Origin of the sequence: Brevibacterium yomogidense, assembly GCF_016107685.1 — a bacterium.
Taxonomy (GTDB): domain Bacteria; phylum Actinomycetota; class Actinomycetes; order Actinomycetales; family Brevibacteriaceae; genus Brevibacterium; species Brevibacterium yomogidense.
This window is the reverse complement of sequence record NZ_JABASY010000004.1, coordinates 92,535-106,286: the sequence shown is the minus strand read 5'-3', so window position 1 is coordinate 106,286 and position 13,752 is coordinate 92,535. Positions and strand designations below refer to the sequence as shown.

Annotated in this window: 13 protein-coding genes; 7 read left to right on the top strand and 6 right to left on the bottom strand. The window is 68.3% G+C overall.

Annotation, left to right across the window (positions count from 1 at the left end; genetic code table 11):
* Nucleotides 1-211 precede the first annotated feature (211 nt).
* Nucleotides 212-478 carry a GlsB/YeaQ/YmgE family stress response membrane protein gene (locus tag JFC09_RS11430; protein WP_198394161.1) on the top strand — a complete coding sequence of 89 codons (267 nt, stop codon included), beginning with the start codon at nt 212-214 and terminating at the stop codon, nt 476-478.
* 98 nt (nt 479-576) lie between these two features.
* Here JFC09_RS11430 and JFC09_RS11425 read toward each other — a convergent pair whose 3' ends face one another.
* The 4 genes from JFC09_RS11425 to pdxH form a co-directional block, all read right to left on the bottom strand.
* A complete protein-coding gene (locus JFC09_RS11425) occupies nt 577-1,122 on the bottom strand; it encodes an HNH endonuclease (RefSeq protein WP_198394160.1) in 546 nt (181 codons plus the stop codon).
* A gap of 483 nt (nt 1,123-1,605) precedes the next feature.
* A complete protein-coding gene (locus JFC09_RS11420; RefSeq protein WP_198394159.1) occupies nt 1,606-2,442 on the bottom strand; it encodes a C40 family peptidase in 837 nt (278 codons plus the stop codon).
* A gap of 316 nt (nt 2,443-2,758) precedes the next feature.
* Complete coding sequence (locus tag JFC09_RS11415; RefSeq protein ID WP_198394158.1) at nt 2,759-3,442, bottom strand: metal-dependent transcriptional regulator; 684 nt, start codon at nt 3,440-3,442, stop codon at nt 2,759-2,761.
* A 241-nt stretch (nt 3,443-3,683) separates the two neighbouring features.
* On the bottom strand, nt 3,684-4,382 hold the full coding sequence (gene pdxH, locus JFC09_RS11410; RefSeq protein WP_198394324.1) for a pyridoxamine 5'-phosphate oxidase: 699 nt from the start codon (nt 4,380-4,382) through the stop codon (nt 3,684-3,686).
* 113 nt (nt 4,383-4,495) lie between these two features.
* Between pdxH and JFC09_RS11405 the strand changes: the two genes are divergently transcribed.
* Complete coding sequence (locus tag JFC09_RS11405) at nt 4,496-6,673, top strand: heavy metal translocating P-type ATPase (protein ID WP_198394157.1); 2,178 nt, start codon at nt 4,496-4,498, stop codon at nt 6,671-6,673.
* Between the two features lie 93 nt (nt 6,674-6,766).
* Here the strand turns inward: JFC09_RS11405 and JFC09_RS11400 are convergent, their stop codons facing one another.
* Entirely contained in the window at nt 6,767-8,038 is a 1,272-nt protein-coding gene (locus JFC09_RS11400; RefSeq protein WP_198394156.1) for a type 2 periplasmic-binding domain-containing protein, read from the bottom strand.
* Nucleotides 8,039-8,264: 226 nt separating this feature from the next.
* On the opposite strand from JFC09_RS11400, the gene serC reads away from it, so the two are divergent.
* Nucleotides 8,265-9,410, top strand: a complete 1,146-nt coding sequence (gene serC, locus JFC09_RS11395; protein ID WP_198394155.1) for a phosphoserine transaminase — start codon at nt 8,265-8,267, stop codon at nt 9,408-9,410.
* 122 nt (nt 9,411-9,532) lie between these two features.
* On the opposite strand, the gene JFC09_RS11390 is transcribed toward serC, so the two are convergent.
* Nucleotides 9,533-10,033 carry a DUF456 domain-containing protein gene (locus JFC09_RS11390; protein ID WP_198394154.1) on the bottom strand — a complete coding sequence of 167 codons (501 nt, stop codon included), beginning with the start codon at nt 10,031-10,033 and terminating at the stop codon, nt 9,533-9,535.
* A gap of 282 nt (nt 10,034-10,315) precedes the next feature.
* Between JFC09_RS11390 and JFC09_RS11385 the strand changes: the two genes are divergently transcribed.
* From JFC09_RS11385 to JFC09_RS11370, 4 genes are all read left to right on the top strand, one after another.
* Entirely contained in the window at nt 10,316-10,873 is a 558-nt protein-coding gene (locus JFC09_RS11385; protein WP_198394153.1) for a hypothetical protein, read from the top strand.
* A 31-nt stretch (nt 10,874-10,904) separates the two neighbouring features.
* The gene (locus JFC09_RS11380) at nt 10,905-11,996 is read left to right on the top strand and encodes a sensor histidine kinase (protein ID WP_198394152.1); all 1,092 of its coding nucleotides are present in this window, start codon (nt 10,905-10,907) and stop codon (nt 11,994-11,996) included.
* The gene (locus JFC09_RS11375) at nt 11,993-12,634 is read left to right on the top strand and encodes a response regulator transcription factor (RefSeq protein WP_198394151.1); all 642 of its coding nucleotides are present in this window, start codon (nt 11,993-11,995) and stop codon (nt 12,632-12,634) included. Before JFC09_RS11380 ends, JFC09_RS11375 begins: the two co-directional genes overlap by 4 nt.
* A gap of 68 nt (nt 12,635-12,702) precedes the next feature.
* Nucleotides 12,703-13,752: a DUF418 domain-containing protein gene (locus tag JFC09_RS11370; protein WP_232483490.1), complete on the top strand. Its 1,050-nt coding sequence runs from the start codon at nt 12,703-12,705 to the stop codon at nt 13,750-13,752.

The following is a 13,752-nucleotide window of genomic DNA, read 5'->3' as shown; positions in this document are numbered from 1 at the left end:
TTTCGCCGCACTGCGGGCGCCGCCGGTGCGTCGCCCGCTCTGCGTGCGGGGCCGTTGTGACTCACAGTACCGGCCTGTCAGCGGGGTGCGGGTCGTGCCGCCACCATGTGGCCGACCGACATTCGAATCGTGACACACACTGTAAAGCGAAACACTGGATGATCAGCAAGGATACTTGTAAACTGGTGGTTCGACCGAAGAAGGAGACATCATGGGTATCCTCGCTTTTCTACTTCTTGGACTCATCGCCGGCGCCATCGCGAAGGCGATCCTTCCGGGACGCCAGGGCGGTGGCTGGATCGGTGCGCTGATCTGCGGAGTCATCGGGGCGATCCTGGGTGGCTGGATCGGCGGCGCACTGTTCGGTGAGGGAGTCGACGCCTTCTTCTCACTGAGCTCGTGGCTGCTCGCGATCCTCGGTTCGCTCATCGTGCTGGTCGTGTGGGGCTTCATCTCCCGCGCGATGGCCAGGGACTGAGTCGCGGGCTCTGCCCGGGGCGCCTGTCGCGCGCCCCGCGGAAGCCGCCTGAACTGGGGCGCGTCGGTGCGGACTATGCACCGGCGCGCCTCTGTCATTCAGGCAGCCGTCGCCGAGGCGCTGGTCGCCTTCCGCGTGTCCGCTCCCCATCCGGAGCCCACGAGGAAGGGCCGCCACTCGTCGACCGGCTCCTCGAGCTCGCGCAGCCAGAACCGGCCCACCCGCGGAGGTGCCGGGGTGAACCGCAGCCTCCACCCCATCTCCTCGGGCGTGCGGTCGCTCTTGTCGCAGTTGCAGGAGCGGCAGCACGCGACGAGGTTGGTCCAGGAGTTCGCTCCGCCCCGCGACCGCGGCAGCACGTGGTCCACCGTCGTGGCGTGCCCGCCGCAGTACGCGCAGAGGTAACCGTCCCGTCGCAGGACCCCACGCCGGGACAGCAGGACCTTCCGTCCCCGCGGCGGCTTCACGTACCGGGTGAGGATGATGACCGATGGGCGGTCGAGAACCACGGACGCGCTGCGGATCGGTGCGGCCTCGTCCGCCTGCAGGACAGCGGCCTTGCCGGTGAGCACCAGGATGACCGCCCGTTTGAAGGACACGACGGACATCGGTTCGTAGCCGGCGTTGAGGACGAGGGTCTTCACGACACACCTCCGATGCTGCGCGGACGCGCGTGAATGACGGAACGGTGCCGCGCGTGAGCGCGGCACCGTTCCTTGGGGGTCTCTGCAGTGCTGAAGAGAGGGGATATCGCCTCTGGGCGTATCCCCTCGACAGGTATCGCGTGGGGGCGTATCTCTTCCGCGCCTGTCACGGCAGCGCGGATGGTCATGGGCACAGGCCGATCAGCGGACGCACGCACTCCTCGGAGTGGGCGCCCCGCCGGCATCGTCGCCGACCGTGGTCGTGATCGCTGGCCCATCACACCTCCTGGACTCACTGCCACAAGAGTAGGCCCAACTCGGCACGATATGGAATCGATCCGGATCGTGTCGTGAGGAGAGCGCATCAGTGAATGCAGAAAGCACCCGTGTCCCGTCCGGACCTGGTGGACGGTGTGCGAGTGCTTTCTGGAGGCGATGCCGATTCGGTTGCTCCGCGTCAGAGCGCGCGGCGCCGGATCGTGATCAGAGAACGCGGATGTAGGTGACGCTTCCCATCCACGAGTGGCTGCGGTACGAGGTGCCGGAGGACGGCGATCCTGCGTCGTACATCATGCCGTTGCCGGCGTAGATGCCCACGTGGCCGGGCTTGTACACGATGTCGCCCGGGCGTGCTTCCGAAGCGGAGACGACCGTGCCGGCGCTGCGCTGCCCACTGGAGTTGCGGGGCAGATTCACACCGACCTTGCTGAAGACGAAGGAGGTGTAGCCGGAGCAGTCCCAGCCGCTGGGGGTGGTCCCGCCGTACACGTAGGGCACGCCCGTGTACTGCTTGGCAACGGCGATGACCTGTTCGGCCTTCGAGCCGTCGGGCAGTGCGACGTCGCCGCCTGCCTTGGAGTCGTCCGACTTCGACGAGTCGGAGGAGTCCGAGTCCGACTCCGAGGATTCGGAGCTGGAACCCGAGTTCGAACCCGAGTCCGCGTTCGAGGACACGGCTTCCGGCGTGGGCTCCGGCTCAGGCTCCGGAGCCTTCGTCGCGGTGACGTTGGAGACGGAGGCGGAACCGACGACGGACGCGTCGTCCTCTTCTTCGTCTGCCTCCGGGATGACCGTCTTGGCCTGGTTCACGAAATCCGTGGTGGGCGTGTTGTCCGCCTCTGCGGTGACAGCCGCTGCTTCGTCTTCGCCCTGGCCCATGGCGGGCAGGGTCGCGGTGACGACAAGTCCGCCCGCTGCAGCGACGACCGCTGCGCGGCGACCGACGACGCCGTAGTTGGCGCTCAGCGCGTCGGTGAGTTCAGTGAGCGGGGTCTTCACGCGGGTATCTGCCGCGCGACGCCCATGCTTCTTCGTTGCCACGATGTCCTCTCCACTTCCTACAAGGTGTCGCACTGAGCTGGAGATGCCCCGTCCGTGTGGACTGTGCTGCCGGCTTCCCGGTTCCTCGCCGCCGCTCAGGTCCTGTCTCAATCCGTTCACGGGTGCGGCGTGCGGAACCCGGATCGGACCACCCCCTTCCGGGGGCGCCTCGACAACTGTAAACGATCGGCAACGCCATGTCACATTTGGATCACGGAACGTGTCTCAGCTGCCACGGAAAGCTCTCGCGAGATCGATATAACTGCAGGTGAGAGTCATGTTTCGTGAAATGTAACTGATGTAACGAGATTGTGTGTCAGCGTGTCACGAACACGAAAGCGGCGGTCTCGGACGGCAGATCCAGCAGGTCCGACGACCCTTCCGCGCGGATGCTGACGTAATCGCCGTCCGACTCCGCGTGCACGACCGTCCCCGGCATGATCCCGGTCTCCTGCAGCTGCGCCAGCAGCTCGATGTCGACCTGCAGGGGCTCTGCGAGCCACGAGATGGTCACGGTCTGCGCACCGCCGGACTTCACCGCGCGCGTGAGCGCGAGCGCCTCCGGGACTGCCGCCGCATCCGTCCCCAGCTCTTCGAGGGCGGGGATCGGGTTCCCGTAAGGGCTGGTCGTGTGCTCCGGGAGGATCGACAGCAGGCGCGTCTCGACCTGCTCGCTCATGACGTGCTCCCAGCGGCACGCCTCGTCGTGGACCAGCGACCAATCCAGTCCGATCACGTCCGCGAGAAGCCTTTCCGCAAGACGATGCTTGCGCATCACATGGGTCGCGAGTTCGCGTCCTTCGTCGGTGAGTTCCAGGTGCCGGTCCTCGTCGACCACCACCAGACCGTCGCGCTCCATCCGTGCGACCGTCTGCGAAACCGTCGGCCCGGAGTGCTCCAGGCGTTCGGCGATCCGCGCGCGCAACGGCACGATTCCCTGCTCCTCAAGCTCGATGATCGACTTGAGGTACATCTCTGTCGTGTCGATGAGGTCGTTCACGTCTCACGCTCTCTTCTCGCAGTTCCGACGAGTCGTCGGCAGTCCTCGCGTCCCCCTGTGACAAGGGCGGACGCACCCGCTTCCATTTTAGGCGGGAGCGCTCGGTTCGGGTACTCAGCTCACCCTGACCACCCCACCGCACGGACCGAGGGCCGCGACCGGAACACAGCATTCCCGACCGCAGGATCACCTCGCCACCGACCGGCCGGATCACCTCGCCCCTGATTGCGCGACCGCGCCCCTAGGGCTGCAGACGCACCGCCGACCACGCGCTCGCGTCGTCCAAGGGGGCCGGCCTGCCGTCACGGCTCGTGAGCAGGAACCTGTCGTGCATGCGGTTGAGCCGCCCCTGCCAGAACTCGATCTCGTACGGCTGGACGCGGTAGCCGCCCCAGTGCGGCGGTCGCGGGACCTCCTGGTCGGCCCACCGCGCCTCGAGGTCCTGCACGCGCGCGTCGAACTCGCCGCGCCCGCGGATGGGCTGCGACTGCTCCGATGCCGCCGCCCCGATCTGTGACCCGCGCGGGCGCAGCGCGAAGTAGTCGTCGGACTCCCGCCCGCTCACCTGCGTCGCCACCCCGCGTACACGCACCTGCCGCTGCATGTCGTGCCACGGGAAGACGAGCGCCACCAGGGGGTGCGCTGCGATCTGCCGCCCCTTCGCGGACAGGTAGTTCGTGTAGAAGACGAACCCGCGGGCATCGAAGCCCTTGAGCAGGACGATCCTGGCGGCGGGACCCGCATCGTCGTCGGTGGCCACCACCATCGCGTTGGGCTCCCCCAGAGCCTCACCCGCCTCTTCGTACCAGCGGGTGAAGATCCCGTGCGGGGTGTCGGCCGGGAGCTCCAGGTCCACGTCGTCGTACTCCACGCGCTGCCGCGCCAGGGCAGACATCGCATCCCGGGCGGCGCGAGGAGTCGCCTGCATCTTGTCGTCCATGGCACTCACGCTACTCCTCGCGCCCCGCACGCTGGGATCACAGCGCGCGGCCCCACATGCGCCCTTGTGAATTAATACCCCCCGGGGGTATAGTCGGTGTATCGACGAAGGAGATGTCCAGAGTGAGTTCCGAGCACACACAGCACGACGACCGGCGCCCCGTGAGCCATGAGGCCCATGGTGGTCACGGCGTTCATGCGGACCACGAAGAGCACAGCGGCCACGCCGGTCACCACGACCACGGCGGGCACGGTGGCCATGCTGGCCACGACCACGGCGACCACGTCGGTCAGTTCCGGCGACTGTTCTGGATCATGCTCGCACTGGCGATCCCGGTCGTGGGGTTCAACCCGATGTTCGCCGACCTGGTCGGCTACCCACTCCCACAGTCCGCTGCGGTGTGGTGGGTGTCGCCCCTCGTGGGGACGGTCATCTACGTCTGGGGCGGTCAGCCGTTCCTCACCGGTGCCGTGTCGGAGATCCGCTCCCGTCAGCCGGGGATGATGCTGCTCATCGGACTCGCCATCACGGTCGCGTTCCTCGCCTCCTGGGGTGCGACCCTCCGCATCCTCGATCACGGGCTGAACTTCTGGTGGGAGCTGGCCCTGCTGGTGGTCATCATGCTGCTGGGGCACTGGATCGAGATGCGGTCCCTGGCGCAGACCACCTCCGCGCTCGATTCCCTGGCCGCGCTCCTGCCCGATGAAGCGGAGAAGGTCGAGGGCGACGACGTCATCTCCATTGCACCCGGCGACCTGATGGTCGGGGATGTGGTGATCGTGCGGCCGGGCTCAGCCGTCCCGGCGGACGGTCGGATCATCGACGGCAGCGCGTCGATCGACGAATCGATGGTGACAGGGGAATCGCGAGCGGTGCGCCGCGAGGTCGGGGACCAGGTCGTCGCCGGCACCGTCGCCACCGATTCAGGGCTGCGGGTGGAGGTGACCGCCACGGGCGACGACACGGCTCTGGCCGGGATCCGAAAGCTCGTCTCCGATGCGCAGGAATCGTCGTCACGCGCACAGCGGATCGCGGATACCGCAGCCGCGTGGCTGTTCTGGTTCGCCTTGGGCGCGGCCCTGCTCACTGCCGTGGCGTGGACCCTGCTCGGGACACCGGAGGACGCCGTCGTGCGGACCATCACGGTGCTGGTCATCGCCTGCCCCCACGCCCTGGGGCTCGCGATCCCCCTGGTCGTGTCCATCGCCACCGAACGCGCCGCCCGCGCGGGTGTGCTGGTGAAGGACCGGCTCGCGCTGGAGTCCATGCGCACGGTCGATTCCGTGCTCTTCGACAAGACCGGCACGCTCACCCTGGGTGAGCCCACGGTCACGGGCGTGCACCCTGCAGAGGACCGTCGAGAGGACGAGGTGCTCGCCCTGGCGGCCGCCGCCGAGGCCGACAGCGAGCATCCGCTCGCCCGCGCGATCGTGAGAGCCGCGGAAGCACGCGATGTGGACGTCCCGCGCTCGGCCGACTTCTCCTCCTCGCCCGCCGTCGGCGTGAGAGCGACCGTCGACGGGACGGTCGTGGAGGTGGGCGGTCCCTACCTGCTGGACCAGCACGACCGGGAGGAACTCCCGATCGCGGATCAGTGGAGGAGTGAGGGTGCGATCATCCTGCACGTGCTCGCAGAGGGTCGGGTCATCGGCGCGCTGCGGTTGGCCGACGAGATCCGGCCGGAATCACATGACGCCGTCAACGCCCTGCACGCCGAAGGGGTCCAGGTCGTCATGATCACCGGCGACGCGCAGGCGGTGGCCGACACCGTCGCGGAGGACCTCGGAATCGACCGTGTCTATGCGGGCGTCCGACCGGAGGACAAGGCGGCCAAGGTCGCCGAGCTCCAGGGCGAGGGCAGGCGTGTCGCGATGGTCGGCGACGGCGTCAACGACGCTCCCGCACTGGCGCAGTCCGATGTCGGCATCGCGATCGGCGCCGGAACGGATGTGGCGATCGGATCGGCCGGTGTCATCCTCGCGAGCTCCGATCCCCGTGCGGTGCTGTCGGTCTTCGAGCTCTCCCGGGCCAGCTTCCGCAAGATGAAGCAGAACCTCTGGTGGGCCGCCGGCTACAACCTGCTCGCCGTTCCGCTGGCCGCCGGAGTGCTCGCTCCGATCGGGTTCGTCCTGCCGATGAGCATCGGAGCGATCCTCATGTCCGCGTCCACCGTCGTCGTCGCTCTCAACGCGCAGCTGCTGCGCCGGCTGGACCTCGCTCCTGCCGCACGCACCGCCGGAGCCCTCGGCACGGCGACGGGTTCCGGAGGGGCTGACCCCCTGAGAGTCTGACCCCCTGAGAGTCTGACGCCCTGAGGGCCTGACGGCTCTTGAGGAACAGCCGACGGGCCATTCGGCCCGCACGGCTGCTCCTCGAGACGCCCCTCAGCTCGGGCGGTGCGGCAGGTAGATCTCCTCGAACATCCGCTCGCCGAATTCGCTCAGGTCGACAGGATCGGTGGCGAAGTCCTCCGCGAACGCGGTGTAGTCGCCGGAGTCCACATGCCCCTCCTCTTCGGCGATCCCCGACCAGGTGTCGTATGCCTCGTCGAGTCGGGACGCGACGTCCTCACCGTCGAAGGCCGAGGACCCGACGGTCTCCTCCCGCAGGCCGTCGATGGCGTCTGCCAGCGCCGCGTTCGCGTCGTCGTCCAGCCGCGCGATGTCGCCGCCGTGCTCGTCGATCTTCCCGATGGCGTCCGCAGTGAACGCGACCGACGCCTCGAGGCTGCGCGCGTTGGACTCCGCGTAGGCGTCGAAGATGAGCTGCTGCGCTGCGAGCGGCAGGTTCGTGTAGCCGGGGCCGGCCACGACCGCCGTGGGGCTGCGCCCCCAGGCCGAGTCCTCCGGGAAGGTGACGTGCGGCGCCACTTCGAGGAATCCGTATTCCGAGCCGATGCGCAGACCTCCCAGAGTGCAGTCGATCGTGTTGCGCTGGAGCGCTTCGTAGGCCTCGACGAACTGCATCGACACCGGGGAGGCACCCAGGCCCTCCACGATCGCCAAGTCCGCGGCGGAGCCCACGCGGATCTGCTTGCCCTTGAAGTCGTCGAGGCTCGTCACCGGGTCGGTGCACATGAGGGCGTTGGACGTCTCGAACATGACCGGACGCAGGACGGTCACGCCCATGGCCTCGTAGTTGTCGATGATCTCCGGGGTGTTCCACGCGACGTCCATCATCGCCGCGGTCGTGGCGATCTCCGTGACATAGGGGCTCGCGGGCTTCGACGGTGCGAGGTTGATGAGCTCGTTGACCGCCTCGTACTTGCTGGGGGTGTAGATGGGGATCTCCACGCCGATGTCGATGCGACCATCAGCGACCGCCTCGGTCACGTCGTCGAACGCCGCCACGGCCTGCCCCCACACCGGTTCGAGCGTGATCGCACCGCCGGACACCTCGTGGACCCGATCGACGAAGAGCTGCTCCGCCTCCCCCGTGTGTCCCTGGCTCGACTGGGCACCGGGCTGGTAGGTGAGGGTGACGGGGTCCATGTCCGCCAGCGCCTCCTGATACTCCTCCGGCGATGCGCCGTAGTCCACCCCGGCACCAGCGCCGGCGTCGTTGCTGGACTGCGCTGCGGACCCGGCGCACCCGGCCAGTCCGGTGAGGGCTGCGACGCTCAGCACCGCAAGCGTCCGCGTCATCGGTCTCTTCACAGGATTCTCCACTCGTCTTTGAATGTGTGCGTACGGGTGCGAAGCCTCCCCAGCGCCCATGCTGTGAGTGATTCTCACCACGCCGAAAATCTACCACGCTTTATTGAACGTCCGATCAGTCGACCTTCTCCTCTCTTCCACTGTCACGCTCCGGGCGCCGCTCCCGGATCCCACGGCTGCACCCGCCCCGCGCGCGGCACCGCGCGCGTCGCATAGGATCGCCCCCGTGAGCACTGATACCGCAGACATCGTGATCCCCGACGACCTCAAGCCCACTGACGGACGGTTCGGCGCAGGGCCCTCCCGCGTGAGGCCCGAGCAGATGGCGGCCCTGTCCGCCGCCGGCCCCGCCCTCATGGGCACCTCCCACCGTCAGAAGCCGGTGAAGGAACTGGTGCGTCGCGTCCGGTCCGGTCTGGGCGAGCTCTTCTCCCTGCCGGACGGCTACGAGGTGATCCTGGGCAACGGCGGTTCCACCGCCTTCTGGGACGCCGCGGCCTTCGGTCTGGTCCGCAGCCGTGCCTCGCACGCCCAGTTCGGCGAGTTCGGCTCGAAGTTCGCGAAGGCGACGAAGGTCGCACCGTTCCTCGAGGACTCCCTCATCGTCGACGCCGCACCGGGCACGGCGGCCCTGCCGCGGGTGGATGCCTCCGCGGACGTCTACGCGTGGCCCCACAACGAGACGTCCACGGGTGTCGCGACGCAGATCCGGCGCCCCGAAGGCATCGCGGACGACGCGCTCGTCGTCATCGACGCGACGTCCGGTGCGGGAGGCCTGTCCGTCGACATCGGTGAGACGGACGTCTACTACTTCGCCCCGCAGAAGAATTTCGCCTCCGACGGCGGCCTGTGGGTCGCGGTCGTCTCTCCCCGTGCGATCGCACGGATCGAGGAGATCGCCGGTTCGGACCGCTGGATCCCCGAATCGCTCAACCTGCTGACGGCGCTCGAGAACTCCCGCAAGGACCAGACGTACAACACGCCTGCCGTCGCCACGCTCGTCCTCCTCGCGGAGCAGATCGAGTGGATGAACTCCCACGGCGGGCTCGCGTGGGCCGCGGCTCGCACAGCGGAATCCTCCGGGCTCGTGTACGCATGGGCGGAGGCCTCACCTGTCGCGACCCCGTACGTCGCGGACCCCGCAGATCGGTCGCAGGTCGTGTGCACGATCGACTTCGACGACACGGTCGAAGCGGCGCGCCTCGCCGCGGTGCTGCGCGCCAACGGGATCGTCGACGTCGAGCCGTACCGGAAGCTGGGCCGCAACCAGCTGCGCATCGCGACCTTCACGGCCGTCGATCCCGCGGACGTCCGCGCGCTGCTCGCCTGCATCGACCACGTCCTCGCGCAGTGGGGCACCACCGCCTCATGACACCGGCCCGGAGCTGAGTCTCAGGTCCGGGCCTTCGCCACCCGCACGGAAAGGGCCGGCCACTGCCAGCGAACTGGCGGTGGCCGGCCCTTTCGCGTGCTCCGGCTGGGCGCTGCGCCTCCTCAGACGGTGACGAAGTGGTGGATGACGGTGCCGGCGAAGACGGCAAGTGCCACGGCGGCGCAGCCGAACTCGATGAGGATGCCGATGCCGGCCGCCTTGAGTGCCGCCCAGCTGGAGTTCCACGCTTCGCGGGCGTCGCCCAGACGCTGCCATTCGGCGGCCCACAGGCCCACGACGAACCCCAGGAGCAGTCCGATGACGGGAACGACGAAGAAGCCGATGACGGCCAGCAGCCCACCGAACAGCAGTGACCGGTTGGGGATGCCGCGCTCCTTGAGCCTGCGGCCTGTGAGCACCCATCCGGCCGCCATCCCCAGCGCGACGAGGACGGTGATCGCGGCGAACGCGGTCCACCCCGTCCCCGTGCCGATGACGATGGCCCACACCAGTGCGGCGACCGCGATCGTGGCGGACCCCGGCAGGATCGGGACGACGATGCCGACGATGCCGACGAGCATCGCCAGTCCTGCGAGCACGGTGGCGATGATGTCTGGGGTCACGGGGAAGGGCTCCGATCGGATTGCCGTGAGAGGGGCGGTGGCCGTGCGGTGGGTGGTCGTCGCCGGAACGCACGCCGTGTGGTCGGTCGTTCGGGAGTCTACGGGGGTGGGCTGAGCGCTCCCAGCGGTCTGCGGGGACTCTCCCACAATGTGATGGAGATGTGACGTGCAAGTGAGTCTGACCGATCGGCCGAGCACGACCGTCCGTTCGGCCGAGGCCCCGGTGCTCCCGACCCGCGACGATCGACAGTGCACAGCCGTTGAGATCCGGAAGGACACCCCATGAAGAAGGTCATCATCGCACTCGTCGTCGCCTGCTCCCTCATCGCCGGAGCGATAGGCGTCGTCGTCATCGCGGAGTCGCGTGCCGGTGCAGAACTCGAGTCCCGGGTCACCGCTTTCCTCGACGACTGCGGCACCGCGCCGTCATCGATCGACGTCCGCGGCAGGCCCTATATCCTCTCCGCAGCGCAGGGACACGTCGACCTCACCTACGTGGACCTGGCTCCGGCGGCCGGGACGAACAAGGACCAGCTTCTCGTCCACCGGCTCGTCGACGGCGAAGCCGACCGCCTCACCCGCTTCGTCACGTTCGACTACCCCTCCTCGGATGCCACTCCCGACCCGAATCCCGACGGCTCCTACTCCGAGGTGGCCACTCTCGACGACAGGAAGGTGACGTTCTCCGCCGCGACCGATGACACCACCGTGCAGATGCTGGCCGATGGTCGCCCGGCTAGTGAGATCGACCTGCCGCAGCGCGCGTCAGTCCGGGGCGTCGCAGCCACCGATCAGGGAGTCCTCGTCGAAGTCGAGTACGCCTCGAGCAGCTGCCGCTGAGGCGCTGCGGGCGGAGCTAGGCTGAAGGCCCATGAGACGACTCCTCGCGTGGCTGTGGCTGATCCCGGTGCCCCTGGCATTCGGGCTCGACGTGCTCATCAGCACGGGATGGCTGTCGATTGCAGGCATCGTGCTCGCAGCGGCCGTGAGCCTGCCCGTCCTCATCCGCGTCCAGCGCGGACACACGCAGCCCCGTTCACTGCGGTGGGCCGCCCTCGGACTGCTCCTGGCCCTGGTCCCGGTGATCGCTGCGGACACGATGAGCCTCACGGCGCTGTGGCTGAGCCTCGTCACCCTCGCCATGCTCAGCCGCCTCGCCTCGGGTCCGGCGACGACCGCGCTCCTCGTGGTCCTCGCCGTCGCGAACGTCCTCGTCCCGGCTCTGCTGCCGGACGGTCTGCTCTTCGGCCTCGCATACACCACCCTGATCATCGCCGCCGTGTCGATCGGTCTGATGCTGCGCTTCACCGATCGCTCACTCGCCGAGAGGAAGGCCACGGCCGCAGAGGCGGAGCGCCGCCGCATCGCCACCGAACTCCACGACGTCATCGCCCACGAGGTGACCGGGATCGTCGTCCTCGCCCAGGCCGCCTCCCGCAGCGACAATGCGCAGCTGACCTCCACAGCGCTGCAGAAGATCGAAGAGTCCGGTGCGCGGGCCCTCGACGAGATCCGACGACTCGTGTCCGATCCCCTCAGGGAAGCCGCCTCCCGAACCCCGATCGCGACGAGCCCACAGGCGCTGCGCGACCGTGTCGAGGCCTACGGCGGGCAGGCGACGCTCTCGTTCGACACCGGTGACGTCGATGACGAGGCCGTGTGGCCGGCGCTCGACCGTGTGCTCGTCGAATCTCTCACGAATGTGCGCAGACATGCGGGACCCGACGCACCGGTGACCGTCAGCATCGTCACGCGCGACGATTCGCCGGGCACCCTGACGATGACCGTGACCAATGAGCGGGGATCCGGCGGGATCGGTGCCGGCAGCGGAACCGGGCTGAGCAGCCTCCGCACGCGGGTCGGCCACCTGGGCGGGACGATCGAAGCCGGACCCGCAGACGGCGGCTGGGTCGTCCGGACCGCGCTGCCGCTGACGACGAGGACGAGGGGAGACGAACAATGATCACAGTCGCCGTGGTGGACGACCAGGAGATGGTGCGGATGGGATTCTCCCTCATCCTCGACGCCGCAGACTCGATCCGAGTCATCGGACAGGCCGCCGACGGTGCCGAGGCGATCGACCTGGCCCGGCGGGAGAAGCCCGACGTCGTGCTCCTCGACATCCGCATGCCCCGCCTCGACGGGCTCGCCGCCCTGCCGAAGATCACGCCGTACTCGAAGGTCATCATGGTCACCACGTTCGACGATGACGACTACGTCGATGCCGCACTGCAGGGAGGTGCCAGCGGCTTCCTGCTCAAGGACGCCGGAGCGGACCTTCTCATCGCCGGGGTCAGGGCCGCGGCGAACGGCGACGCCCTCATCTCGCCGTCGCTGACCCTCGACCTGCTCAGACGGCGCAGCTCGACTCCGGCTCGTCAGGCCCATGCCGTGGAGAGGCTGAGTGCGCGGGAGGTCGAGGTGGCGAAGCTCGTCGCCGACGGGCGGACCAACCAGGAGATCTGTCAGGAGCTCTATATCTCTCTCGGCACCGTCAAGACGCATCTCGGCAGCATCCAGGGCCGCCTCGAGGCGCGCAACCGGGTCGAGATCGCCGCTCGGATGTGGGAATCGGGGGCGATGGATCGGCCGAATGGCTGACCCCCGCCGATGACTTTCGGCCCCACGGCCGATGGCACGGGCACCGTCAGAACGACACGATGGTTGTCATGAGCACACAGATGACACCTTCTCCTCACGCAGCCCCGCGCCGCCGCATCGTCGCCCTCGACGTCGTCCGCGGCTTCGCCCTGTGCGGGATCCTGCTGGTCAACCTGCCACCCATGATCCGACTGGGCGCCCTCGACGCCCAGGGGGATCCGCTGGCCTTCTTCAGGTTCTACGAGGACTTCGTGCAGAACCGCTTCTTCCCGATCTTCTCCTTCCTCTTCGGCATCGGGTTCGGACTGATGTGGCTTTCCGCCTCCGCACGCAGCCCGCGGCCTCGACTGGCGCTGCTCCGCCGCTTCCTGTTCCTCGCCGTGATCGGCATCCTCCACCAGCTGCTGCAGCCGGGCGAGGCCCTGCTGCCCTACGCCCTCGCCGGAATCGTCGTGCTCCTGCCGGCGACGTGGATCCCCGAGCGTCTGCTCGCGCCGATCGCCTCGGTCATCGGCGCTGTCCTCCTGGCGTTCGGCGTCCTCAGCGGGGGCGGCCCGGCCCTGATCCCGGGGCTGTTCCTGCTCGGCTTCGCCATCGGGTGGAGTGGGTTCGTCCGCTCGGTGCTGGACCATCCCGGCCGTCTGGCGCTGGTGGGTGGCGGGGCACTGGCCGTCTCGGTCATCGGCTTCGCGACGACCGACTACCTGACCCGTCAGATCAACCAGTGGATCAACGCGGGACTGGGGATCGCGATGGCGCTGGTCTACGTCGTGGTCATCCTCCTGCTACTGCGCACCCCCGTGAAGAAGCCGCTGCAGGCGGTGTTCTCCCCGCTGGGTCGGATGGCGTTGAGCAACTACGTCGGGGCCACGATCCTGATCATCGCCGTGAAGCTGTTCCTGCCGGACCTCAGCCGCTTCGACTCCCACGGCGGCTATGTCGCGGCACTGGTCGTCTGCCTGGGCATCCTCGCTCTGCAGGTGGTGGTCTCGCGACTGTGGCTGCACCGCTTCGGTCAGGGCCCGCTGGAGAAGCTGTGGCGCCGCGTCACATGGGGGCCCGCGGCACGGGCCACTCATCCGTCCACGCGTGAGTCGAGCCCAGCCATCGAGCGATGA